Source organism: Modestobacter roseus, from assembly GCF_007994135.1.
In the GTDB taxonomy this organism is placed as follows: Bacteria; Actinomycetota; Actinomycetes; order Mycobacteriales; family Geodermatophilaceae; genus Modestobacter; species Modestobacter roseus.
Genome location: NZ_VLKF01000001.1, coordinates 1,234,501 through 1,258,936 on the forward strand (window position 1 = coordinate 1,234,501; position 24,436 = coordinate 1,258,936).

The following is a 24,436-nucleotide window of genomic DNA, read 5'->3' on the forward strand; positions in this document are numbered from 1 at the left end:
CCGCTCACCTCGCGCTCAGCTCCGCGGCCGGCGTGGGCGCGTCCGCCCGGCCGGTGCCGCGTCGCCACAGCACCCACGCGCCGATCCCGAGCGGCACGGGCAGGAACCAGGTGAGGAAGCGGAACAGCAGGACCACGCCGGCCGCGGCCGTGGCATCCACCCCGACGGTGGTGAGGCCGGCGACGTAGCTCAGCTCGGCCACCCCCAGGGCGCCCGGCGTGACCGGCACCAGGGTCACCAGCCGGGTGACCGCGAAGACCGCGAGCAGCTGCGGCCAGGAGACCCCGGCTCCTGCGCCGTCCACGAAGCGCAGCGTCGTCAGCAGCAGCAGGAACAGCGCCGTGTGGCTGGCCACCGCCGCGGCGGTGAGCGCGGCCCACCGCCGCCGCAGCACGGCGAGGGAGTCCGCGCGGAACCGGTCGACGCGCGCGACCCAGTCCGCCGGGCCCGGTCGCCGCACCTGCCGGGCGGCTGCCCGGGCCACCCGCTCGGCGGTGGCGGCCAGCGCCGCAGCCGCGCCCGGGTGCACCAGCCCGGCCACCAGCGCACCGACGACCAGCAGCAGCACCCCGGTGCCGAGCACCGCTGTGACCGCCAGCGCCCGGGTGGCGTGCCCGGTGACCGCCAGGGCCACCAGCGCGGCCACCGGCATGGCGAGCTTCACGAGGTTGTTCCAGATCCCGGTGAGCGCCACCGCCCGGGTGATGGCGGCGGGGCCGTGGCCGAAGGAGTGGTACATCGTCGCGGTGGCACCGACGCCGAAGGCGAACCCGGCCGGCACGGTGTTGCTGATGGCGGTGGACGCCAGGTCGGTCTCGACCGCCCGCCCCCACGTGAGCCCGGGTAGTGCCGCCACCCAGACCGGGGCGTAGGAGAGCAGGTTCACCGTCGCGACCACGAGGAGCGACAGCGTCTCCGGCCAGGTCAGCGCGCGGACCAGCCGCCAGGCGTCGGAGTAGTCGGCCACCCGGGGCAGCACGCCGAGGAAGACCACCCCGATGACGGCCACCGTGAGCAGCAACCGGAGGCCGGGGCCGGTGCGCAGTCGGCCGGCGCGCCCAGGTGTCACACCGGCTCGTGGTGCCACGACCGGCCGATCACCAGCGCGCCGACGGCGACCGGCACCCAGAAGACGAGCAGGCGGAAGACGAGCACCCCGGCGCAGGCGCCGGCCAGCGGCGCGCCCAGTGCGGTCAGCGCCAGCAGCAGGAGCACCTCGCCCGCACCGGGCAGGGCCAGCACGGGCACGACCGTCCAGGCCAGCCTGATCAGGGCGTACACCGCCGTGGTGGCCAGCAGCGGCAGGTGACCGCCGACGGCGTGCAGGGCGGCGGCGAGCGCCGCCGCCTCCAGGGCGATGCCCAGCGTCGACCAACCGAGCAGTGCCCCCCACCGCACGGCGTCCCCGGACCTGGGCCGCGCGGCCGACCAGGACGGCTGGTGCTGGGCGGGGCCCGCCTGGCCGTCCGCGCCCCGGCGGGTGAGGGCCCGGACGGCGAGGACCAGCAGCAGCCCCGCCGCCCCCACGAGCAGCAGCGGCAGCGGCGACGCCGGGGTCCGCCAGCCGCCGAGCCGGCCCTCGACCAGCCCCAGCACCACCGCCACGACCGCGACGAGCCCGGCCGCCGCGGTGCTGGCCGCCGCGGTGCGCACCGTCGCGCGTTCGGCTGCAGCGGGCAGGACGCCGGCCCGCTCGAGGAACCGGGCGGCCACCCGCCGGCCACCCGGCCGGCCACGCAGCACGCCGGCGCAGTCGGTGGACGTGGTGGCGCCGAAGGCCCGGCCCAGGGCGATCCGGCGCTCGACGGCGGCCAGCGTGGCGGCCGCGAGCGCGGCCCGGCCCAGCACGGCGAACAGCAGCGCGCCGCCCAGCCAGCGCCAGCCGCCCCGCTCCACCGACTCGAGGATCCCGGCCCCGCCGGCCACGACGGTGAGCCCGCTGAAGACCACGCCGGCCGACGCCACCGCCGCGGCGCGGGCCCACGGTCCGGTGCGCACGGCGCCCGGCCGGTCCGGGTGCGGCAGGCCGAGCTGGCGGCGGACCTCGGCCCGCAGCCGGGGCAGCCGCTCGGGATCGGCGCGCAGCACGCCACGGTTGGCGGCGGACAGCGACAGCGGGGCGAGACCGGGCAGCGCCGCGGCGACCGCCTCGGCCCCGAGCACCCGGACGGCGGACGACACCACCCGTTCCGCCGGGGCGACCGCCGCCAGCGAGGCGAGGAGCTCGGCGACGTCCCCGCTGAGCGCCTCGTCCTCGGCGCCGGTCTGCGCGTTGCCGAAGTCGACCACCCACGCCGAGCCGGCCGCGTCGACCAGCAGGCTGGCGGCCACCAGGTCGTGGTGGGCGACGCGGGCATGCCGCAGGAGCGCGACCTGGTGCCAGACCTCGTCGAGCAGTGCCGGCGTGAACTCGGCGGCCGACAGCTCGTCCAGCCCGCGGCCGTCCACCCGTCGTTGCACGACCAGCGCGAGCCGCCCGGCGCCGCGCGCCAGCAGCACCGCCGGCGCCCGCACCCCGCGTTCCCGGGCGGTCATCGCGGCCAGCGCCTCGTTCGCTGCCTGCTGGTCGAGCGGCGCCAGCGCGTCGGCGTCCTTCACGTCCCGCACCGCGAGCCAGCGCGCGGCCCGGTACAGCCAGTCCCGTTCGTAGCGGTCCGGGTCGAGCACCTTGACGAACACCGGCCGGCTGTCCTCGTCGACGCCGGTGAACGGGTGGGAGCTGCGGGCATCCCCGCCGGCGGGTGCCAGGTGGGTGACCGGGAGACCGAACCGGTGCAGCAGCCCGGCCACCCGGCCGGGGTCGGGCTGCCATCGCGGCACCCCGAACACCCAGTGCACCAGCGAGCCGATCGCCCAGCCCGCGCCGATCCCGCCCAGCACGTCCAGCGGCAGGTGGGCACCCACGTAGATGCGGGCCAGCCCCACCGTCCAGGCCAGCGCCCACACCACCCGCCGGGGACGGCGGGAGAGGTACGGCGCGGCGGCGGTGGCCAGCGCGGCGGCGACCGCGGTGTGGCCGGAGATGAAGCCCAGTCCGGTGATCGGCCCCTCGACCAGCACGTCCCCGACCGGCAGCCCGGCCGGTCGTTCGCGTTGCACCGCGCTCTTCACCAGGTCCGCGCCCAGGTAGGCCAGCACTCCGGAGACGAGCAGGTCGCGGGCGAGCCGGAGGCGGCGGGTCGCCGCGGCGAGTGCAGCCACGGTCGGGACGGCGACCACGTTGCCCAGCTGCATGACCGCCCAGACCACCGGCAGCACCAGCGTGGGCAGGTCGTTGACGAGGCGGAAGAGGTCCCGCTCGAGCAGCGAGATCTCGCCGCGCCGGGCGAGCAGGAAGCCGACGCCGAGCAGCGCCAGCCCGAGCCCCACCCGGACCAGGTCGCCACCGTGGCGGTGCGGGCGCCCGGGGCGGCCCGGGGCGGCCACCGACCGGGTCTCGCGGGGGACCAGCACGTGCGCGGACACGTGACCAGTGCACCGCCCGGCGGGGGGATGCCAGCAGGGTCTTCCGGCCCCCGGTGCGGGTGCCGGGCGTCCCGCTCAGCCCACCGGCACGCTGGTGGCCAGGTCGACCCGCGCCTCGCCGTCCCAGGCGGCCGGGTCCGGGCGGAGGACGACGGCGGCTCGCCGGCGCACGGCGTCGGCGCGACCGGCGACTGCGAACGCCAGCGCGGAGGGGGACAGGACGACCGAACGCGGCACGGGGGACTCCCGGGTGTCGAGAGGGAGGACGAGTCGAACCCAGGTCGGTGACCGGACGGCGCACGGGGTCCACCGGCCCTGCCTGCGGGGACCTCCGCCGCATGGGCTCCCGTCGGCAGGACCAAGGTCCCGGGCCGGGGGAGGCGCCGGGCTCCGTCGTCGGCGCTGTCTCGCCACGACGATGTCCGGGAGGCTGCCGTCGCGGGGAGGGAACGTGGAGACCATGCCCCGCCGTCCGGCGGTGCCGCCCACCGCCCGGCGTCCGGGATGGCCGGTGGGCAGCGAGCTGCGCCGGCCCTCCGGCGCGGACAGGGCCGGGCCCCGGCGGGTACGCCGGGAGGTGTGGGGCTGGGCGGCAGTGCTCCTCCTCGCGGTGGTCGGCCAACTCGTGCTCTCGCTGCTCGGCGACGCCCCGGCTCGCAGGACGGTGGACCGCGAGGTGCGGGCCGTCCTCCTCCCCGGCCCGCTGGACCACGCGTGGCACGAGCTGGCCGAGCTGGGGCACCTGCTCGGCCCGCGGGTGCTGTGGGTGCCCACCGTGCTGGTGCTGGTCTGGGTGCGGCGGTGGCGCCACCTGCGGGTCTACCTGGGCACGGTCAGCGTGATCGCGGCGGTGGCCGTGGTCGCCTCGCACGACGGTGCGTGGGCACTCCGCGTGCGGGAGGGCCTGGTCGGCTCGCCGGACGAGCTGTCGCTGCCCAGCTGGCCGGTGCTGGTGATGGCGGCGGTGTCGGTGGCCACCGTGCAGGTGCTGGTGCCGCCGGGGCGGGCGCGGCGCTGGGGCTGGGCAGCGGCGGTCGGCCTCCTCGTGGTCTGCACGGCCGCCGCGGTCGCCCAGGGGTGGACCGGCGCGTCCGCCGGCGTGGTGGCCGCACTGTCGGGAGCGTCCGCAGCGGGACTGGCCATCACGCTGCTGGCGCCACCGGACCGGGTGCCGGTGACCTACCGCCGGCGGGTGCCCGCACACCTGACCCTCGATGCCGAGCGCACCGGCCGGGTGCTGGCGGCGGTGCGGGACCAGCTCGGGCTGCCCGCGGTGGCGCTGGAGCCCTACCGGCTGGACGGCTCGGCCGGGTCCACGCCGTGCCGGCTGAGGCTGGCCGAGGGCCCGACGGAGGCGCTGTTCGGCAAGCTGTACTCCAGCACCCACCTGCGGTCGGACCGCTGGTACAAGTTCTTCCGCGTGCTGCGGTACGGCCGGCTGGAGGACGAGGCGCCGTTCAGCTCCGTGCGCCGGCTGGTCGAGCACGAGGACTACATGCTCAGGCTGCTCCGGGACGGCGGTGTGCAGGTGCCCGAACCGCTCGGCGTGGTCGAGGTGGTCCCCGGGCAGGAGTACCTGCTGGTCACCGAACTGGTGCCCGACTCCGTGGAGCTGCTGGACTCCGGCCTGCCGGACCCGGTCCTGGACGATGCGCTGCGGCAGGTGGGACGCCTGTGGGTGGCCGGCGCGGCGCACCGGGACATCAAGCCGTCCAACGTGCTCGCACGGGGCGACCGGGTGTTCCTGGTCGACGTGTCCTTCGGGGAGCTGCGGCCGTCCCGCTGGCGGCAGTCGGTCGACCTGGCCAACATGCTGCTCACCCTCGGTCTCGGCGCCGAACCGGCGCACGTGCTGGAACGCGCACGGCTGCTGTTCGGTGACGGGGACCTCGCCGAGGCGCTGGCCACCACGAGCTCGGTGACCGTGCCGCGGCAGCTGCAGCGCCGCATCCACGCGGTGCGGCCGGACCTGGTCGCGGAGCTCCGCGGACTGCTGCCGTCGCACCCCCGCATCCGGGTGCAGCGGTGGAGCGTGCGGCGGGTGCTGCTGGCCGTCGGCAGCGCGGCGTCCGTCGTGGTGGTGGCCGGGCTGGTCGGGCTCGACCTGCGCGCGGGGGGCCTGCTGTGACCTCGTGGAAGTGGGACGTGGACAGCACGGGCACAGCGCCGGTGGCTGGGGCCCGCCGGTACCGGGTGGCCGACGTCGTGGGTGCCGCCGGCGCCGCGGCGACGTTCCTGGGGCACGTCGTCACCGGGCCGCTGCTGCGGTCCCGGCGGCGGTCGTGGGGCGCCACCCCGGGGGAGGCCGCGATGGCCCTGCCCGGGGACGACCTGGTGCCCGCGCCGCGCTGGCAGGCCACCCGCGCGGTGACGATCGACGCAGCGGCGGCGGACGTCTGGCCGTGGCTGGTGCAGATCGGGCAGGGCCGTGCCGGCTTCTACAGCCACCAGCTGCTGGAGAACCTGGTCGGCTGTGACGTCCACGACCGGTTCGAGGTGGTTCCCGAGCTCCAGCAGCTGGCCGTCGGGGACGAGGTCCGGCTGGCCCGCGGTGGGCCGGCCCTGCCGGTGGCGGTGCTGGAGCGCGGCCGACACCTGGTGCTCGGCGGCCCCGCCGGTCCGCTCGGGCGGCGCGGCGACCCGACCGCGTCCATCTGGGGGTTCCACCTCCGCCCGACCGGCCCCGGCTCGTGCCGGCTGCTCACCCGCAGCCGCACCAGCTACGGCCGCGGACTGCTGCCCTGGCTGGCGTTCGGGCCGGTGAACGAGCGGGCGTCCTACGTCATGGAGCGGCGGATGCTGTCCACCGTCAAGGCGCTGGCCGAGGAGCGCACATGACGGGACTTCCCCGACTCCAGTTGACTCGTCGGGTGTGGTGGCGATGACGATGCCGGCGCCGGGCTCGCTGACCAGGTAGCTGCGGTCGCCCGGGCCCGTCGCGAGGCGGCGGTCCCATACGACGCGGTGATAGCCGGTATCAGCAGGTTCCCGTTCCGGGCAGGTGCGCGCGCACGGCAGGGTGACAGCGATCACGAGCGCGTGCCCACGGCCGCAGGCCCGGCCTCGCGCTGAGCCCTCGACCGCTGCCGTCATCGACGATCGGAGAAGTACATGTGTGATGCCGTCTCGCGCGCGATGAGCGATGTCTCCGCGCTGCCGGAGTCCAGCCGCCGCCGCTTCCTGCAGGCGCTGGGAGTGACCGCCGCCGCCGGTGGCATGGTCGCTGCTGGCCTGGGGAGCGCTCAGGCGGCGCCGCGCGGTCGCGGACACCGCCCGGTCCGGAACCGCACCCGGCTGGTCCTGCTCGGGACGGCCGGCGGTCCCGTCCACCAGAGCCACGACCACTACGGCGTCTCGACCGCTGTGGTCTACGAGGACAGGGTGTACGTGGTGGACCTGGGGCTCGGTGCGTACCGGCGCCTGATCGAGAGTGGGCTGTCCCCGCTGGGTACCGGGGCGGCGTCGCTGTCCCAGGTCCGCGGCATCTTCTTCACCCACCTGCACAGCGACCACACCACCGACTGGCCGGCTGTCTACGCCACCGGCCCGATGAACGCGGTGGGCCGTCCGCAGGGCAGCGTCATCGAGGTCTTCGGCCCGGGGGACCGGGGCACCCTGCCACGGGTGTTCCCTCCCGGCCGTGCGGTCCCGGAGGTCGTCAACCCGGAGCAGCCGACGGCCGGCATCTCCGGGATGACCGGCTACCTCCGCCAGGCCTTCTCCCAGGACTTCAACGACCGGACCAGGGACAGCAACTTCCCCGGACCGGAGAGCCTCTTCCACGTGCAGGACATCGACCTGACCGGGATCTGGGACGTCGACCCGGCGGGCACGCCGCCGCGCCTGGACCGTCCCATCGAGGTGTGGCAGGACGGCGACGTCAGGATCACCGCGACGCTCGTCGACCACCACCCGACCGCACCGGCGTTCGCCTACCGCTTCGACACCCCGGACGGATCGGTCGTCGTCTCCGGCGACACCACGGTCAGCGCGAACCTCATCGACCTCGCCCGCGACACCGACTACCTGGTCCACGAGGTCATCGACCCGGCCTACGTCGACCAGATCGTGGCCAGCCTGCCGCCGGCGATCGGGGGCCCGCTGCGCGAGCACCTGATCGCCGCGCACACCACCATCGAGCAGGTGGGCCGGGACGTCGCCGAGCCCGCGGGCGCGCGGAACCTCGTCCTCAACCACCTCGTCCCCGCCGACAGCTCCCGCAGGCGCTGGGCCGCAGCCCAGCACGGCTACTCCGGGCGCCTGATCGTGGGGGAGGACCTGCTGCAGCTCGGCATCGGTCGCTGAGCCCCGCTCGGGGCCGGCGCTGGGCCACCAGCGCCGGCCCGGTGCGACCGCGGGCCGTCGACGGGGGACAGGTCGCGGGGCCCGTGCGGGCCCCGCGACCGCTCAGTTGACGACGTGCGTCTGCCCCATCAGCATCGCTTCCCAGGCGTGCCCGTCGGGGTCGGTGAAGCTGCCCACGTAGCGGAGGCCGTCGCTGCGGGTGTCCAGGCCCCGGCGGCCGCCGGCGGCGACGGCGGCGGTCACCAGCTCGTCGACCCGCTCCCGGCTGTCGACGGTCAGGCAGAGCACCGCGGTCACCCCGGTGGTGGGCTCGCCCAGGGGGCCGGGAACCCGCTCGGCGAGGTGCTCCGCGAGCTGCAGCATCAGCGCGACCTCGTCACTGAGCACCACGGCCAGCGTCCGCTCGTCGGAGAACTGCTCGTGCACCCGCAGACCCAGCGCGGTGTAGAACTCGCGCGAGACCCCGAGGTCACGCACCGGCAGGTTGACGAAGAGCATGCCCACGCGTCGCTCAGCCCCGGTCCGCGGCGAGCTCGGCGAAGGTGTCGGCCACCCAGTCGGCGACGAACGTGCTGACGTGCGGCAGGTGGTCCAGGCCGATGTGCTCGGTCGCGCCCTCCTCGGGGGTGAACACCCGCAGCTCGCACTTGGGGGAGTTGACCGCCTGCTCGTGGGAGCGGTGCGCGTACTCCAGCGGGATCTGCCGGTCGTTCTCGCCGTGGGCGATCAGGAACGGCACGGTGATCTGCTCGACCACGCCGTCGAGGTGGACGGCGTCGGCGAAGTCGAGGAAGCCGTCGAGGTCGTTCTCGTCGCCGTCCTGGCCCCACACCCAGAGCACGTGCGACCAGTAGTGCGGCACCGGGCGTTCGCCCTCGCGCTCCTTCCGGCGGCGCTGGACGGCCCCCCAGTTGTGGTTGGCGCCCCAGGCGACGCAGAGGGCGAACCGCTTCTCGAAGGCCGCCGCGCGGGGGGCGTAGTAGCCACCCAGCGACCAGCCCACGATGCCGATGCGCGCGGCGTCGACGTCGCTGCGGGTCTCCAGCCAGTCCACCGCCGCACCGGCCCACGCCTCCGCGTCGATCCGGGCCGTGATCCCCTGCAGCCGCAGCGACTCCCCGGTGCCGGGCTGGTCGAGCATCAGGCAGGAGATGCCCCGGGCGGCCAGCTCCTCCCAGTGGTTGGAGGCGTACATGTGCTCCTTGGTGCTGTCCAGCCCGTTGACCAGCACGACGACCGGCGCGGGACCGTCGTCGGTGGCCGGTGCGGCGCTGAAGTAGGCCGGCAGCGTGGCGCCCTCGTACGGGATCTCGACCCGGGACACGCGCGGGCTGTGCAGCTCGAAGGCCTTCTGCGCGATGCCCAGCATCCGCCGGTAGGTGGGCACCCGGTTCGGGTCGGAGTGGGCGAGCATCCGCTCGGCCTGGGCGAGGTAGTTGCTGGCCCGGAAGTACAGCTGCCCGGCGGTGCGGGCGTGCCCGGCCTCCTCGGCGTCCTCGGCCTGGGCCACCAGCTGGTCGGTCAGCGCCGTCCACGCGCGCAGGAAGTCCGGCGTGCCGGCGTCCTCGCCGGCGTTGGCGGCGTCCTTGATCGGCCGGCAGGCCCGGTCGACCTCGTCGATCAGGCCCCCGGAGTTCAGCGTCGCGACGACGCCGAGGTTCCAGGTGTAGGGGCCGGTGGGGAAGTACTCGAACACGGGTGGTCCTCTCTCAGGGTGGTCAGCAGGGGCCGGGGAGGATGGCGGACCAGCCGCCGTCCACCACCGGGTCGGTGCCGGTGACGGGGGACGCCGCGCGGCCCTGCCCACCGGCGGTGGCGGTGATGAGCACGACCGTGCCGGCCGGGTGGCCGGTCACCCGCGCACCGCGTCGCTGATCGACTTGACGCCGCCGTGGGCGGTCATCCCGCCGTCGACCGGGATCTCCGCGCCGCTGATGAAGGAGGCGTCGTCGCTGAGCAGGAAGGCGACCAGCGGGGCGACGTCGTCGACCGTGCCGGTGCGCCCCAGCGGGGTCTCGGCGATGTTCGCCTGCCGGAACGCCGGCGCCGCCGAGGCGGTCATCGGGGTCTCCACGTAGCCGGGGTGCACGGTGTTGACCCGGATGCCGCGCGGCCCGAGCTCCAGGCAGGCCGCCTTCGCCAGCCCGCGCAGCGCCCACTTGCTCGCCGTGTAGGCGACCGGGAAGTGGCCGGTGAGGGCGGCCACCGAGCCGACCACGACGACCGACGCGCCGGCGGGCATCAGCGGGGCGAGCGCCTGGATGCCGAGCAGCGTGCCGGTGACGTTGACGTCGGCGACCCTGGTGAGGTCCGCCGGGTCGACGTCGAGCAGCCGCGCGCGCCCGGTGACGCCGGCGTTGGCCACCAGCCCGTCCACCCGTCCGTGCCGGGCGTGCAGCTGGTCCGCCAGCGTCGCCCAGCCGGCGGCATCGGTGACGTCCAGCTGCCGGTAGCCGACCCCGGGCAGGTCCTCCGCGGGTGCCTCCCCGAGGTCGACGGCGGTGACGTGCGCCCCGCGGGCGACCAGCAGCCGGACCTCGGCCGCGCCCTGACCCCGCCCGGCGCCGGTGACCACGACGACCTTGCCGGTGAGCGTCACGACCGGGCGCGGGTCCGGGGGCGCGGCCGGGCCGGCACCACGGGGGGCAGGTCGACGCCGGCGACGACCCGGTTCCGGATGGTGCCGATGCCCTCGACGGTCATCTCGACGACGTCGCCGGGCTGCAGCGGCGGGGGAGCGGTGTCGCCGCGGGTGCCCCAGAGCTCGGCGAGGCAGCCGCCGTTGCCGCAGGTGCCCGAACCCAGCACGTCCCCGGCCCGGACCTCGGTGCCGCGGGAGGCGTAGGAGATGAGCTCTTCGAACGGCCAGCCCATGTTCGACAGCAGGTCCCGGCCGATCTCGGTGCCGTTGACCGACACCCGCAGGTCCAGGGCCAGGAAGCCGTCGTCGTCCCGGAAGGGCTCCAGTTCGTCGGCGGTGACCAGCCAGGGACCCAGGGTGCTGGCCGAGTCCTTGCCCTTGGCCGGGCCCAGGTTGACCTTCATCTCCCGGGCCTGCAGGTCGCGGGCCGACCAGTCGTTGAGCACGGTGTAGCCGAAGACGTGCTCGCGGGCCTGGGCCGGGGTCAGCGAGGCGCCGTCCCGGCCCACCACGACGGCGACCTCGAGCTCGAAGTCGAACCGCTCGGAACCGGGTGGGACGGCGACGTCGTCGTGCGCGCCGACCAGGGCGTAGGGGTTGGTGAAGTAGAAGGTCGGTGCCTGGTACCACTCCGGCACCACCCCGGCGACGCCGTCGATCGCCTTGCGGACGCCCTCGACGTGCTCCTCGAAGGCGACGAAGTCCCGCACGGTCGGCGCCTGCAGCGGCGGCAGCAGCCGGACGTCGTCCAGCGGGACCGGCGGTCCGGCCATCGCCCGGGCACCTGCCTCCAGGGCCGCCGGCAGGCCGGCGCGCACCAGATCGAGCACCGTCGTCCCGGCCGGCAGCGGGTGCACGTCGTCGCCGTCGACGACACCGGCCGACACGACGCCGTGCAGCTGGTAGGTGGCGAACCGCATCAGACGGGAGGGGCGACGAACAGACCCTTGTCGGGGTCGTTGAACGAACGCTGGGCGACGAACTCGTTCATCGCGTTCGCGGTGCCCCACTGGTCGGAGACCTCGGGGTTGGTGAAGTCGTAGAGGTGCGGGTGCCAGGTGTCCTCGTCCAGCACCTCGAGCTCGGTCGTGTACTCGACGGTGTTGCCGTGCGGGTCGAGGAAGTAGCTGAAGGTGTTGTTGCCGGCCATGTGCCGGCCCGGCCCCCAGATCTTCTCCACGCCGGCGCGCAGCAGCCGGCCGGTGCCGCGCATGTACTCGTCGATGCCGCGCATCTCGAACGAGGCGTGGTGCAGGGAGGGGTGGGGACCCCGGGCGACCGCCATGCTGTGGTGCCAGGCGTTCGTGCGCATGAACCACATCATGTTGCCCATCCGCGGGTGCATCAGGGTGTCGGACAGGGCGAAGGCCAGGTGCTTCTCGTAGAAGGCGACGGTGCCCTCGGGGTCGGCGGAGTTGAGCACCACGTGGGACAGCCGGACCGGGATCGACTCGCCCTCCTCGATGGTGCGGTGCTGCCGCGCCTCGACGTCGGAGCTGATCTCGACGGTGCGGCCCTCGTTGTCGAAGAACCGGAAGCCGTAGCCGCCCCCGGGGGTCTGCAGGGTGTCCGGCTCACCGATCAGCTGGACCCCGTCGGCAGCCAGCTGCCCGGCCAGGGTGTCGACGTCGGCAGCGGTCGCCGTGCCGAAGGAGATGAGGTCGATCCGCTTGTCGGCGGACTGCCGCAGCCGGACGATGTACTGCTCCGGCGAGCCCTCGGCGGCCAGGTAGGCCAGCCCGGAGTCGGTGTGCTCCGTCCGCAGCCCCCAGGTACCGGAGTAGAAGCCGAGCTGCTTGTCGAAGTCGGGCACGGCGAGGTCGACGTGCCGCAGGTGGGTGATGAGGCGTTCGGTCATGGCACGGGGTCCTCTGCTCAGGCGGGCTGGCTGGTGAGTGCGGCGATGGACCGCATGAGGGCGGGGATGTCGCCCTGGACGTGGTCCAGTTGCCACTGGGCGAGGGAGTTGGACGCCTCGACGACGGTGCTGGCCCGCTCGAACCGGCGCGCCATGAAGGCGTTCCACAGGTCCTGGTCCAGCGCGGTGCGCTCGGTGAGCAGCTCGGCCAGGACGACGGCGTCCTCCAGGGCCATCGCGCCGCCCTGCGCGATGGTGGGCGGGCAGGTGTGCGCGGCGTCGCCGATCAGCACCACCCGGCCGCGGTTCCACGGCTGCTCGAGCACGTGCGTCTCGAACCAGGTGTAGTTGACCCGGGACGGGTCGGTGAGCGTCTCGCGGATCTCGTCCCACGGGCCGTGGTAGGCCTCGGACAGCCGGCGCATGGTGGCCAGCTGCTCGTCGGGGGTCAGCCCGCTGCGGTCCTGCGCGGGCTCGACGATGTACGCGTACAGCGAGTCCTCGCTGGTGGGGCAGTAGCCGGCGATGAACGACGGCCCGCCGTAGATCAGGTCGGTGCGGGTGACGCTCGCCGGCCGGGGCCCGAAGGCCCGCCAGATGCCCATGCCGATCGAGCGGGTCTCCAGGTTGATCCCCAGCGCCCGGCGGGTCCACGAGCGGATGCCGTCGGCGCCGACCACCAGGTCGTAGCGGCCCGTCGAGTGGTCGGAGAAGGTGACGTCGACACCCGTGTCGTCCTGGGTGAGCTCGGTGAACGTGGTCCCGTACCGCAGCTTCACGCCGACCTCGGTCGCCCGACCGCACAGGATGCGGGCGAGCTCCGGCCGGGGCATGCCCATCACGGCCGGCAGGTCCGGGCCGCCGGTCTTGGCGTCCGGGATCTCGGCCACGACGGTGCCGAAGGGGTCGGGCGCGCGGATGCCGGTGACGTCGAAGGCGTAGCCGGCTGCCTCGGCCTGCTCCCAGACACCGAGCGACCGCAGTTCGCGGAGGGCGTTGCCCTGCAGCGTGATGCCGGAGCCGAGGGCGGCCGCGTCCGGCTTGATCTCGACGAGGTCCACGGCCACGCCCCGGGATGCGAGGTGGATGGCGGTGGCCGCCCCGGCGAGGCCGCTACCGACCACCAGGACGTTGTTCACAGCAGGCATGTCAGGACTCCCTCGTCTCTGCGTTGCCGGTCACTTGACCGCGATGGGGTTGACCGGGGCGCCGACGGCGCCGGTCACGGGCAGCGGCGCCGCGGTGAGGAAGAAGTCCCAGACGCCGTCGACCGCGCAGTCGGCGGCCAGCGCGTCCAGGTCCCACATCTCCCCGAGGAAGAGCCCGATGTTGGGGATGCAGACCTGGTGCAGCGGCTGGAAGGCGACGTCGAACTCGTTGGGCCGCACCTCGAATCCCCAGGTGTCGGTGGCGATGCCGGCGATCTCGGTGTCGTGCAGCCAGTCGGCGGTGGTGAACGACAGGCCGGGGGAGTCCCCGCCGGCGTAGTCACCCCAGCCCCGGCCCTCGGCGATGTCGCGCCGGGCGCGGGTCAGCCGGCCGGTGCGCACCAGCAGCAGGTCGCCACGTCCCACCCGCGCGGTCTCGCCCTGTGCGGCGATGGTGGCCGCCAGGTGCTCGGCGGTGATGGCGAAGCCGTCGGGCAGTTCGCCGTCGGTGCCGATCGCCCGACCGACGTCGAGCAGCACGCCGCGACCGGCGATGTGCGCCGCCGCGGTCTCGATGCCGGTCACCCGGTCCCCGTCGCTGGTGACGACGTCACCGGCGCGGCGGCCGTTCCAGGCCATCCCGTGATCGAAGATGTGACCGAGGCCGTCCCACTGGGTCGAGGCCTGCAGCGGCATGGCGATCACGTCGTCCGCCCCGCCGATCCCGTGCGGGAACCCCTGCACACCGCGCTCGGCGTCGGTCCCGGTGTCCAGCATCGTGTGCACCGGGTTGGTGCGACGGCGCCAGCCCTTCTGCGGGCCGTCCATGTCGAAGGACTGGGACAGCGAGAAGCTCACCCCGCGCCGGACCAGCCGGGCACCCTCCAGGCGCTTGGCCTCGTCGAGGAAGTTCAGCGTCCCGAGGACGTCGTCGGCACCCCAGCGCCCCCAGTTCGAGCAGCGCTTCGCGGCGGCGGCGACGGCACCCTCGGGATCGGTCCGGTCGAGGCCTTCGGGGGAGTGCGGCACGCCCTCGACGGTGGCGCAGCCCACACGGGTCAGGGAAGACGAGATGTCTGATGAGGAACATCAGTCCGGTCGATAGCCTGGCCCGGTGAACCTCGCCAGCCTGGACCTCAACCTGCTCGTGTCCCTCGACGCGCTGCTCCAGCAGCGGAGCGTCACGCGGGCCGCGGCGCAGATGGGGCTGAGCCAGCCGGCGCTGTCGGCGTCCCTCGCGCGCCTGCGCCGGCACTTCGACGACGAGCTGCTGACCCGCCAGGGGAACGAGTACCGGCTGACCCCCCTGGCGGTGCAGCTCAAGGAGCTCGCCCGGATCGCCCTGTCCGGCGTCGAGCGCGTCTTCGCGGCCCAGCCCGAGTTCGACCCGGCGTCCTCGACCCGCGAGTTCACGCTGCTCGTCAGCGACTACGTGGTGGCCATCCTCGGGGACACGCTGGCCGAGCTGCTGGCCGAGGAGGCGCCGCACACGAGGCTGCGACTCACGCCGCACTCACCGGCGATGGTCGAGCGGGCGGACCAGGTGCTCCTCACCGCGGACCTGCTCCTCCTCCCGCACGGCTTCGTCAGCGACCTCTCGCACCACGACCTGTACCGCGACGAGTGGGTCTGCGTCGTCGCGGCCGACAGCCCGGCGGCCGACGCGGGGCTGACCGTGGCAGACCTGGAGACCCTCCCCTGGGTGGTGACCTACCACGGCCAGACGGCGTCCACGCCGGCCGCGCGCCAGATGCGCATGCTCGGCATCGAGCCGTGGGTGCAGGTGGTGAACGAGAGCTTCCTGACCGTTCCCGCCCTCGTCGCGGGAAGCGGTCGGATCGCGCTGCTGCAGCGCCGGCTGGTGGACCAGCTGCCGCTGAACTCCGGCATCCGCGCCCTCCCCGTCCCCTTCGACGCCGGCCCGCTGATCGAGACCATGTGGTGGCACCCGGTCTTCGACGACGATCCCGAGCACTCCTACCTGCGCGACCTGGTCGTGCGTGCGGCGGAGCTGGCCCTGGGCGGACAGCCCGAGGATCATCGATCCGACTGATACCGATCAGCGCGATAAGTGATTTCCGCTTCGCTGGTCCGGTGCTGACACTTCGACAGCAGTGATGCCCGTCACCGGCGACGGGCTCCGCCCTCGAAGGAGAGCTGATGACCCGCTCCATGCGCCGGCCCGGCGTGATCGCCGTCCTCACCCTGGTCGCCACGATCGGGCTGACGGGCTGCGGCTCCTCGGACGAGGACCCGGCCGACTCGGCGAGCTCGGCCAGCCAGAGCACCTCCGCGGCCGGCGACCCCGTCGCCATGGGGGACCTGCTCGCGGTCGCCTACGAGGGGCAGATGGGCACGCCGCCCACCACGGCGACGACTCCGCCGGAGGACGTCGACCTCTGGGTCGTCTCCTGCGGTGAGCAGATCCCGAGCTGTTCCACACCGACGGCCGCCGTGCAGGAAGCGGCCCAGGCGGTGGGCTGGGACGTGCGGCTGTGCGACGGGCAGCTGAACCCCAACGGCTGGGGTGACTGCGTGCGGCAGGCGATCAGCGCCGACGCCGACGTCGTGGTGCCCGTGGGCATCGACTGCGCCAGCGTCCAGCAGCCCTTCCAGGAGGCGAAGGACGCCGGGGTCACGGTCGTCGGCGGCGGGGGTGCCGACTGCGACGAGGTGGGCGGCCAGCCGCTGTGGGCCAGCGAGCGGATCCAGCTCGAGGGGATGGGCGTCCGGGACGTCTTCGAACTGCAGGGCAAGCTCGCGGCCGACTGGCTGATCGGCACGACGGACGGTCAGGCCAAGGTGCTCCACCTGGTCTTCACCGACCCGCTGTGGGGCCCCTGGCTGGCCGAGGGGTTCGAGCAGGAGATGGCGACGTGCGAGGGCTGCGAGATCGTCGGCACGTTGGAGGTCGCCAACAACGACGTGATGACCGGTGCGCTGCCGCAGAAGTTCTCCACCGCGCTGCTGCAGTCGCCTGAGGTCGACTCGGTCTTCGTGCCCCTCGGTGGCTGGATGCCCGCCGGACTGGCGCAGGCCGTGGTCTCGTCCGGGCGGTCTGCCGACCTCGACGTCATCAGCGGCCTGGGCAACGTGGCCAACATGGAGCTGATCCGCAGCGACGGCGGCCAGGACGCCATCGTCGGCTACCCCACCCAGTGGGGCGGCTGGGGATCGGTGGACACCGCGATCCGGGTGCTCAACGGCGAGGAGCCGGTGGCCCAGGGCGACGGTTTCCAGGTCATCGACGCGGAGAGCGGGCTCCCGCCGCAGGGCCAGGACTTCGAGCCGGTCGACTTCCGGGCCGCCTACCGGGAGGCCTGGGGCGTCTGACCGCCCGCTCGTCCGTTCCGGTGGCCGCGCCCTCGGGCGCGGCCACCGGCGAGAGGATCACCATGACGACCACGCACACCCCTCCGGCCCCCACCACGGACGTCGCCCTCCGGATCACGGGGATGACCAAGCGCTTCGGGGCGACGCTCGCCCTCGACGGTGCCGACCTGGCCCTCCGGCACGGCACCGTGCACGCCCTCGTCGGCGGCAACGGGTGCGGCAAGTCCACGACCATCAAGGTGCTCGCCGGCGTCCACCGCGCGGATGCCGGGCGGATCGAGGTGGCCGGATCGGTCTGGTCGGCCGCCGACTACGACGCCCGAGCCGGACGGGCGGCCGGCCTCCGGTTCGTCCACCAGGACCTGGGCCTGTTCCCCGAGCTGTCGATCGCGGAGAACGTCGCACTCGACGCCGGCTACCCCCGCGGGCTGGCCGGTCGGGTGTCCTGGGCGGCCCTGCACCGGCGGGTCGCCGGGTTGTTGGAGACCTATGAGATCGACGCCTCGCCCGCCACCCCGGTCAGGGCCCTGCGCCCGGCGCAGCGCACCCTGGTGGCGATCGCCCGTGCCCTGCAGGACCAGGAGAGCGACCAGCACCTGGTCCTCGTCCTCGACGAGCCCACCGCGACCCTGCCCCAGCACGAGTCGCAGCTCCTCCTGGACGCGGTCCGCCGGCGGGCCGACCGGGGGCAGACGGTGCTGATCGTCAGCCACCGCATGCCGGAGGTGCTGGCGGTGTCCGACGACTTCACCGTGTTCCGGGACGGGCGGACGGTGGCGTCCCTCGTGGCCGCGCGCCCCACCGAGGGGGACCTGGTGGCCCGGATGACCGGAGCCGGTCCGGGCACCGGCGTCCCGGCGGCTGATGGCGGGGGTGGCGGTGGTCGACCTGCCCCGGCCGAGGAGCAGGACGACGTGGTGCTCGAGGTGTCGGGCTTGTCGGGGGGCCCGCTGCGCGGGCTCGACCTGCAGGTGCGGCGCGGGGAGATCGTCGGCGTCACCGGCCTGGTGGGTTCGGGTCGCACCTCCCTGCTCAAGACCGTGTTCGGCGAGCACACGCCCGTCGAGGGCAGCGTGCGCATCGCCTCGGCCGGATCGGCCGGTACGACGGCCGCGACGACGACGGCACGCATCGGGGCCGGGGTCGCCTACGTCCCGGAGGACCGGGGCGGTGAAGCCGCCTTCGCCGACCTCACGCTCCGGCACAACCTGTCGGCCACCGTGCTCCGCCGCTACTGGCGGCCGTGGGGGATGGCGCTGCGCCGGGAGCGGGCGGAGGCCCGCGCACTGATCCGTGGGCACGGGATCAAGGCGTCGTCGTCCGAGGTCCCGTTCTCGGCACTGTCCGGCGGCAACCAGCAGAAGGCGATCCTGGCCCGCTGGCTCCGGCGCGAGCCCACGCTGCTCCTGCTCGACGAGCCGACGCAGGGCGTCGACGTCATGTCCCGGTCCGACATCTACCGGACCGTGCAGGAGACCGCGGCGCGCGGCTGTGCCGTGCTGGTGGCCTCCTCGGACCTCCTCGAGCTGTGCGGCCTGTGCGATCGCGTGCTCGTGCTGCGCGACGGACGAGTGGCGGCCGAGGTGAGCGGGCCGGACCTCACGGCCGACCGGCTCACCGCACTGACCCAGAGCACCGACCCGGCCACCGGTCCGGCGCCGACCCGAGGAGACCGACGATGAGCCTGGCCAACACCGAGCACGTGGAGACCGCCCCCGGCGACGGGCCCGGCGGCAGTGCCCTCGACCCCACCACCGCCCCGGAGCGGTCATCCCGGGTGAAGGGCTTCGCCGAGCGCAACGCACTGCTGGCCCTGCTGCTGGCGGTCATCGCGTTCTTCGCGGTGTACCCGGACAGCTCGGCCACCTTCTTCACCACGCAGAACGCCAGCGTCCTGCTGGGCAACCAGTCCGTGGTCGCGCTCCTCGCCCTGGCGGTCATCCTGCCGCTGGTCACGGGGTACTTCGACTTCTCCCTGGGCGCGATCGCCGCGACATCGAGCGTCCTGACCGCCGGGCTGATGAGCTTCCACGCGCTCCCGCTCGGTGTGGCGATCGCCGTCGGCGTCGGCACCGGAGCCGTGATCGGAGGGGTCAACGGGCTGCTCGTGACCAGGTTCGGGCTCAACAGCTTCGTCACGACCCTCGGCATGGCGACCCTGCTGGGCGGCCTCATCCAGTGGTACACCGGCGGCCAGACCATCCTGGCCGGCATCGACCCGGCACTCCCGCGGTTCGGCGGTGCGACCTGGCTCGGGCTGCCCCGCGTGGTCTTCGTCGTCCTGCTGGCCACCGTCGCACTCTGGTACCTGCTCTCCCAGACCCCGTTCGGCCGGAGCCTCTACGCGATCGGGTCGAACCCCCGCTCCGCGCGGCTCGTGGGTGTGCGGGTCGACCGATCGGTCTGGACGACGTTCGTGCTGGCCGGCGCACTTGCCGGGGTCACCGGTGTGCTCCAGCTGGCCCGGACCGGCAGCGCCACCGCCGACAACGGGACGAGTCTGCTCTTCCCGGCGCTGGCGGCGGCGTTCCTCGGGGCCACCGCCGTCGTGCCGGGGTTCTTCAACGCCGTCGGCACGATCATCGGCGTGCTCTTCGTCTCGGTGGCCGTCAGCGGGCTGACCCTGTCCGGTGCCAGCGCCTGGGCCAGCCCGGTCTTCAACGGCGCGGCGCTGCTGGTGGCCGTCGGTCTGTCGCACTACCTGGGTCGCCACCGGGGTGTCCGCACCGGCTGAACGGCATCCCGCGAGCTGCCGGAGCAGGCGGGTCCCCGCACCGTGGTCGATGGCCAGGCAGCTGTCCGGCCAGGGCGGCATCGCCACGGTCGCGGGCCGTCGACGCCCGAGCGGCCGCCGGCACCCGGCGCCGTCCTCGGGACGATCACGGGACGATGACGTAGTTGCTGAAGCCGCCGTTGCGGTTCTGCAGCACGGACAAGGCGCTGTTCACCTCGGCGAGGGTGAACACCTCGTGCTCGAACACCGAGAGGTCGACCGCCCCCGCCGCTGCCAGGTCCGCCATCTCCTGGCCGTCGGCCGTGGTGAACCACGCCGATCCGATCATGGTCTTGTCGTTGTCCATCAGCTCGTGCACGTGCACCGGGACGTGACCGGCGACGGCGCTGATGTTGATGTGCCGCCCGCCCCGACGGAGGCCGCCCAGGGCTGCCAGCCAGGACTCCTGGGGGGCGCCCGGGCCGAGCGCGTCGATGACGACGTCCGCGCCCTCGCCGTCGGTCAGGCTGCGGGTCCACTCGCCGGTCGAGACCTCGTCCTCGAGGGAGTGGACCTCGATGCGTCCGGGTGCGATGGCCCTGACCCGGTCGAGCAGGTCCCGGTTGCGCGCCGTACCCAGGACCTTGCGTGCGCCGAGCGCGAGTGCGAAGAGGGCGACCCCCAGGCCGAGAGTGCCGCTGATCCCGTTGATCAGGACCACGTCGGACGACGTGAGGCCGGCCCGGCGCAGCGCGCGGTAGCCGGTGCCCAGGTAACCCCAGCGCGCGGCGGTCTCGTGGGAGACGTTGTCCGGCAAGGTGACCAGGCTGTACTGCGGCGCGGTCATGTACTCCGCGAGGCCCCCGTAGGGGTAGTCCTCGAACATCTGCCGGGCGTCCTCGCTGAACCCGAAGTAGCCGTTGAAGGCGTAGAACCTGCAGGAGGTGGTCTGACCCGCGCGGCAGTACCGGCAGCCGCCGCAGTACCGGGCGGGGTTGACGTAGACGCGCTGGCCGATGTCGACGCCGTGGACCTGCGCACCTCGTGCGACGACGACACCGGTGGGATCCAGCCCGAAGATCGCGGGCAGCGGCGGTAGCGAGGTGTGCGGGAACCAGTCCGTGAAGTGGGTCAGCACGTTGCCCAGGTTGGGCACGATCCCGCAGGCCTTGACCTGCACCAGGACGTCGGTGGGCCGGGGTGTGGGGACCTCGATCTCGTCGACGGTGAGCGGCTCCCCGCGCACGTGCATCCGGGCTGCCCGCATGGTCTTCGGCATCACTAGGACTCCTGGGTCTCGGTGCCGGCCAGGCCGCGCTGGCGGATGGCGGGTCCCCGGGGGCGTCCGGAGGCCCTCGCCGCGGGACGGACGTGAGGTGTCACTGCGCCGGGTGCTCGGCCCTGCGCCGGGGCGTCCTCGCCGTTCCGTTTCCGGACCGACCGCATGTCGCGATGGGCGTCGGCACCGGTCGTGCCGGTGTCCGCGAACGAATGCGGACAAGGTGGCACCGGTCACAGCCCGGTGGCCAGCGACACTGTCCGAACCCCGGCATAAGGGATCCTTGTGTCCCGGGCACCGCCGGCAGCGGAGGACGGTGCCGGCTACCGAGCAGGGGGCGCCGCGGACGAGGCGAGCGCTGCGCCGGGGGCGGGGTCGCAGTCGCTGAAGCCCCCGATGCGCTGCGCGGCATCGTGGAGGAAGGAGACGACGGCCGCCGCGCGGCGACTCAGCCTGTCCTGCTCGGGCCAGGCGGCGACGACCCGGTGGACCGGCACGTTCCCGGACAACGGGATGCACACCAGCGGCTCGCCCTCCAGGCTGACGTCCAGCGGCCATCGCTGCACGAGGTGGGTCCAGCCCAGTCCCCGGGCCACGAGGCAGCGGACCACCTCGATGTTCGCAGACGTGTGGACGATGCGGGGGACGGCGCCGACATCCCGGAACAGCTGCTCGGTGTTGCCGGGGCTGGGTCCCTGCGCGTAGACGACGAGCGGCTCATCGGCGAGGTCTTCGACGGTCACCGTGGTCTCGGCGGCCAGGCGGTGGTCCGCCGGCAGGAGTGCGTAGGGGCGCAGGCTGCGGATGGTCTCGGTGGCGAGACCGGGACCGAGACCGGTGTCGTACGTGACCGCGAGCTCGCAGGCGCCGCTGGTCAGCGCTCGGCGCAGCTCCTCCTGCGATTCCTCGATGACCGAGAGCTCCACCGCCGGGTGCTGGACGGCGAAGGTGCCGTGCAGCGGTGGCAGGTACAGGGGCGCGAGGGTCGAGTAGCACCCCAGCCTCAGGACGCCGCGCAGGTCCGCATCCGGGGTCCGGGCACTGCTCTGGACGTCCGCCGCGGCGGCGAGGACCCGGCGGGCGTCGGCGACGACCTCGAGGCCGGCCTCCGTCAGGGTCACGCCGTGCCCCGGGCGGCGGGCCAGGAGTTGCGCGCCCAGTCCACGTTCGAGGTCGTGGATGCCTGCCGAGATGGCCGCCTGGGAGACGTGCTCCGTCTCCGCAGCGGCGGTCATCGAGCCCGTCTCGGCCACCGCGACCAGGTAGCTCAGCTGCCGCAGGGAGAAGTTGGGGACCATAAGGACCGCCTATACCGGTGTTGGGAGAGTGTCGTTGGCCAGGCGCTCGAGCGGGTGCCACCTTGTCACCACGTCCGGTGAGGGGAGCAGCGGGTTCGACCGGCACGAGGCAGCGGCCGTCGCCGTCCGGTGGGTGGCGGCATCCGGACGAGTGCCGACGCTGGGGCGGGTCCACCGAGCACGGGGGACGCGGACCTGCCGGACCGGCGCTGGAACGTGCACATCGGCGTGGGGGAGCCGGGTTCGACGGACGAGCGGTGGGTGGCGGAGGGGATGGTCGCGATGACGGGCAGCGGTACCGGAGGCGAGTTCGACGGCGACGTGCTCGTCGTGGGCACCGGACCCATGGGGGCGACGACAGCCCTGGCGCTGGCGACCTACGGAGTCCGGGTCCTGGTTGTCGATCGTCGGAACTGGCTCGCGGACTCGCCCCGGGCGCACGTGACGAATCTGCGCACGATGGAGGTGCTCCGGAGTCTGGGGGTGGAGGGCGAGGTCCGCACGCAGGCGACCCCGTGGGAGCTCATGGGCGACACGACCTTCGCCATGAGCCTGGGGGGCCCGGAGATCGCGCGGATCTCCAGCTACGGACTCGGCGACGGACGCTACGGGGAGTACCGCGCCGCGAGCCCCTGTCGCATGGCGGATGTGCCGCAGCCCCTGCTGGAACCCGTTCTCGTGAACGCGGCCGCGCAGCGAGGGGCGGTGTTCTCGTTCAACACCACCTACCGGGCCAGCGTGCAGGACGCCGCGGGTGTCACCGTGACGCTCGAGGACCGCACCACCGGGCGGCTGTACGAACGGCGGGTCCGCTACCTGGTCGGTGCGGACGGTGCCCGCTCCCGGGTCGCAGCGGACGCCGGCCTGCCCCTGGAGGGCGAGCTGCGGCGGGCCGGCACGGTCTACGCGCAGTTCAGCGGGGACCTGTCCGCGTACATGAGGAACCGGCAGAGCGTGCTGACCTGGATCGTGAACGACGCGGCCGCGGTCGGCGAGATCGGCCTGGGACTGCTCCGGGCGGTGCGGCCCTGGGATCGCTGGATCGCCGGCTGGGGATTCGACATCGAGGCGGGTGATCCCGACGTGAGCGTCGAGACGGCGCGGGCGAGGATCAAGGCGTACGTCGGTGACCCTGCATTCGAGCCGGAGGTCGGCGCGATCAGCCCGTGGTACGTCAACGAGGCGTGGGCGACCACCTACTCCGCAGGGCGCATCTTCTGCGGTGGCGACGCCGTGCACCGGCACCCACCGTCGAACGGCCTCGGCTCGAACACCTCCATCCAGGACGCGTTCAACCTGGCCTGGAAGCTCGCGTACGTCCTCGGGGGACGTGCTGCGCCGGCGCTGCTGGACAGCTACAGCCAGGAGCGTGCACCCGTGGGCCGCCAGGTCGTCGGGCGGGCGAACCAGTCCCGCCGCGAGTACGCGGCCCTGCACCGAGCACTCGCCCCGGATGTGCCGGGCGGTGCTGCTCGCCACGAGAAGCTCACCGCCCCCACACCCGAGGGGGCGCGGGCGCGGTCGGAGCTCGCGGCCGTGCTCGAGCTGAAGGAGAACGAGTACAACGCCCTGGGGGTCGAGCTGAACCACCGTTACACCTCTGACGCGGTCATCCCGGGTGATGAGCCCGACGAGATCTGGGAGCGCGATCCGGAGATCTTCGCGCAGCCGACCACGCGGCCGGGAGCGAAGCTGCCGCACGCGTGGCTGGTCGGTGCCGACGGCGAGCACGTCTCCACCCTCGACCTGGTGGGTGACGGCGCGTTCACCTTGCTGACCGGCCTGACCGGCGGCGCGTGGGTGGAGGCGGTCCGGGCCTTGGCGTTGCCGTTCCTGCGGGTCGTGGTGATGGGTGGGCCGGCGGCGCAGGACCTGTACTTCGCGTGGCAGCGCGCTCGCGAGGTGGCGGAGGACGGGGCGATCCTCGTACGCCCGGACGGCTACGTCGCCTGGCGCTCGCACGGCGCGCCCGGATCGGATGCGGGAGCCGAGGTCGAGGCCGTGCTCGCCCGGCTGCTCCGGTCGAGCGCCGCATGAGCCGGTTCGTCGGGTCTCCCGCGCCCTGAGGGGCGGGGGGGCGCGACGGCCCGCCCCGGTGCCGCGCCGTCCTGCCAGCAGGGGTTGCCGGCATCCGGCCGTGCCGGGACACCGGTGAGCGGCGGAGCTCGTGGATCGACACCTGGGACGGGCGGACCCGACCCCGCCCGTCGACGGCACCGCCTCCCTGACCGCTCGAACCGCTCGAGCACGAGACGGCCGGCCCCCGTCGCCGCGACCTGACCAGGTTCTCGCGCCGTGCACGTGTTGACCGTCACACCTGAACCCGGATACTATCCAGACCTCAGAAACCGAGCGGTCTCCGAAATCGGCAACGTGTGCAGCGCTGCCAAGGCGCA

At 73.9% G+C, this 24,436-nt stretch carries 21 protein-coding genes; 8 read left to right on the forward strand and 13 right to left on the reverse strand.

The window, feature by feature from the left end; genetic code table 11:
- Positions 1 to 4: 4 nt before the first annotated feature.
- The 3 genes from JD78_RS05950 to JD78_RS05960 all read right to left on the reverse strand — a co-directional run bounded on the left by JD78_RS05950 (position 5) and on the right by JD78_RS05960 (position 3,702).
- On the reverse strand, positions 5 to 1,069 hold the full coding sequence (locus JD78_RS05950) for a lysylphosphatidylglycerol synthase transmembrane domain-containing protein (RefSeq protein ID WP_166521027.1): 1,065 nt from the start codon (positions 1,067 to 1,069) through the stop codon (positions 5 to 7).
- A complete protein-coding gene (locus tag JD78_RS05955; RefSeq protein ID WP_153361926.1) occupies positions 1,066 to 3,465 on the reverse strand; it encodes a phosphatase PAP2 family protein in 2,400 nt (799 codons plus the stop codon). The genes JD78_RS05950 and JD78_RS05955 overlap by 4 nt, the downstream gene beginning before the upstream one ends.
- A gap of 75 nt (positions 3,466 to 3,540) precedes the next feature.
- Positions 3,541 to 3,702, reverse strand: coding sequence for a hypothetical protein (locus JD78_RS05960; RefSeq protein ID WP_153361925.1), 162 nt, complete (start codon positions 3,700 to 3,702; stop codon positions 3,541 to 3,543).
- A 214-nt stretch (positions 3,703 to 3,916) separates the two neighbouring features.
- On the opposite strand from JD78_RS05960, the gene JD78_RS05965 reads away from it, so the two are divergent.
- From JD78_RS05965 to JD78_RS05975, 3 genes are all read left to right on the forward strand, one after another.
- Positions 3,917 to 5,593, forward strand: a complete 1,677-nt coding sequence (locus JD78_RS05965) for a BUD32 family EKC/KEOPS complex subunit (protein ID WP_153361924.1) — start codon at positions 3,917 to 3,919, stop codon at positions 5,591 to 5,593.
- Between the two features lie 41 nt (positions 5,594 to 5,634).
- Positions 5,635 to 6,303 (forward strand): hypothetical protein, encoded by a 669-nt coding sequence (locus tag JD78_RS05970; RefSeq protein ID WP_208103996.1) that lies wholly within the window; start codon positions 5,635 to 5,637, stop codon positions 6,301 to 6,303.
- Between the two features lie 297 nt (positions 6,304 to 6,600).
- The gene (locus tag JD78_RS05975; RefSeq protein ID WP_228395346.1) at positions 6,601 to 7,770 is read left to right on the forward strand and encodes an MBL fold metallo-hydrolase; all 1,170 of its coding nucleotides are present in this window, start codon (positions 6,601 to 6,603) and stop codon (positions 7,768 to 7,770) included.
- A gap of 102 nt (positions 7,771 to 7,872) precedes the next feature.
- Here the strand turns inward: JD78_RS05975 and JD78_RS05980 are convergent, their stop codons facing one another.
- Genes JD78_RS05980 through JD78_RS06015 form a run of 8 tightly spaced genes read right to left on the reverse strand, consistent with a single transcriptional unit; the run spans position 7,873 to position 14,446 of the window.
- A complete protein-coding gene (locus JD78_RS05980) occupies positions 7,873 to 8,268 on the reverse strand; it encodes a VOC family protein (RefSeq protein WP_228395348.1) in 396 nt (131 codons plus the stop codon).
- A gap of 13 nt (positions 8,269 to 8,281) precedes the next feature.
- Entirely contained in the window at positions 8,282 to 9,466 is a 1,185-nt protein-coding gene (locus JD78_RS05985) for an alpha/beta hydrolase family protein (protein WP_153361921.1), read from the reverse strand.
- A gap of 22 nt (positions 9,467 to 9,488) precedes the next feature.
- The gene (locus JD78_RS05990; protein ID WP_153361920.1) at positions 9,489 to 9,626 is read right to left on the reverse strand and encodes a hypothetical protein; all 138 of its coding nucleotides are present in this window, start codon (positions 9,624 to 9,626) and stop codon (positions 9,489 to 9,491) included.
- The gene (locus tag JD78_RS05995; RefSeq protein ID WP_153361919.1) at positions 9,623 to 10,369 is read right to left on the reverse strand and encodes an SDR family NAD(P)-dependent oxidoreductase; all 747 of its coding nucleotides are present in this window, start codon (positions 10,367 to 10,369) and stop codon (positions 9,623 to 9,625) included. The genes JD78_RS05990 and JD78_RS05995 overlap by 4 nt, the downstream gene beginning before the upstream one ends.
- Positions 10,366 to 11,331 carry a fumarylacetoacetate hydrolase family protein gene (locus JD78_RS06000; protein ID WP_153361918.1) on the reverse strand — a complete coding sequence of 322 codons (966 nt, stop codon included), beginning with the start codon at positions 11,329 to 11,331 and terminating at the stop codon, positions 10,366 to 10,368. The genes JD78_RS05995 and JD78_RS06000 overlap by 4 nt, the downstream gene beginning before the upstream one ends.
- Positions 11,331 to 12,269 (reverse strand): VOC family protein, encoded by a 939-nt coding sequence (locus JD78_RS06005; protein WP_153361917.1) that lies wholly within the window; start codon positions 12,267 to 12,269, stop codon positions 11,331 to 11,333. Before JD78_RS06005 ends, JD78_RS06000 begins: the two co-directional genes overlap by 1 nt.
- Before the next feature lie 17 nt (positions 12,270 to 12,286).
- Entirely contained in the window at positions 12,287 to 13,417 is a 1,131-nt protein-coding gene (locus JD78_RS06010; RefSeq protein ID WP_153361916.1) for an FAD-dependent oxidoreductase, read from the reverse strand.
- Between the two features lie 30 nt (positions 13,418 to 13,447).
- Positions 13,448 to 14,446, reverse strand: coding sequence for a cyclase family protein (locus tag JD78_RS06015; RefSeq protein WP_153361915.1), 999 nt, complete (start codon positions 14,444 to 14,446; stop codon positions 13,448 to 13,450).
- An 85-nt stretch (positions 14,447 to 14,531) separates the two neighbouring features.
- Between JD78_RS06015 and JD78_RS06020 the strand changes: the two genes are divergently transcribed.
- The 4 genes from JD78_RS06020 to JD78_RS06035 all read left to right on the forward strand — a co-directional run bounded on the left by JD78_RS06020 (position 14,532) and on the right by JD78_RS06035 (position 19,484).
- Positions 14,532 to 15,470: a LysR family transcriptional regulator gene (locus JD78_RS06020; RefSeq protein ID WP_153361914.1), complete on the forward strand. Its 939-nt coding sequence runs from the start codon at positions 14,532 to 14,534 to the stop codon at positions 15,468 to 15,470.
- 107 nt (positions 15,471 to 15,577) lie between these two features.
- Positions 15,578 to 16,750: a sugar ABC transporter substrate-binding protein gene (locus JD78_RS06025; protein ID WP_153361913.1), complete on the forward strand. Its 1,173-nt coding sequence runs from the start codon at positions 15,578 to 15,580 to the stop codon at positions 16,748 to 16,750.
- A gap of 62 nt (positions 16,751 to 16,812) precedes the next feature.
- Positions 16,813 to 18,432, forward strand: coding sequence for a sugar ABC transporter ATP-binding protein (locus tag JD78_RS06030; protein WP_153361912.1), 1,620 nt, complete (start codon positions 16,813 to 16,815; stop codon positions 18,430 to 18,432).
- Positions 18,429 to 19,484 carry an ABC transporter permease gene (locus tag JD78_RS06035; RefSeq protein ID WP_153361911.1) on the forward strand — a complete coding sequence of 352 codons (1,056 nt, stop codon included), beginning with the start codon at positions 18,429 to 18,431 and terminating at the stop codon, positions 19,482 to 19,484. The genes JD78_RS06030 and JD78_RS06035 overlap by 4 nt, the downstream gene beginning before the upstream one ends.
- Before the next feature lie 145 nt (positions 19,485 to 19,629).
- On the opposite strand, the gene JD78_RS06040 is transcribed toward JD78_RS06035, so the two are convergent.
- Positions 19,630 to 20,742 carry an alcohol dehydrogenase catalytic domain-containing protein gene (locus JD78_RS06040; RefSeq protein WP_194290485.1) on the reverse strand — a complete coding sequence of 371 codons (1,113 nt, stop codon included), beginning with the start codon at positions 20,740 to 20,742 and terminating at the stop codon, positions 19,630 to 19,632.
- 323 nt (positions 20,743 to 21,065) lie between these two features.
- Positions 21,066 to 22,040, reverse strand: a complete 975-nt coding sequence (locus JD78_RS06045) for a LysR family transcriptional regulator (RefSeq protein ID WP_153360927.1) — start codon at positions 22,038 to 22,040, stop codon at positions 21,066 to 21,068.
- Positions 22,041 to 22,322: 282 nt separating this feature from the next.
- Between JD78_RS06045 and JD78_RS06050 the strand changes: the two genes are divergently transcribed.
- On the forward strand, positions 22,323 to 24,077 hold the full coding sequence (locus JD78_RS06050; protein WP_153360976.1) for an FAD-dependent monooxygenase: 1,755 nt from the start codon (positions 22,323 to 22,325) through the stop codon (positions 24,075 to 24,077).
- Positions 24,078 to 24,436 lie beyond the last annotated feature (359 nt).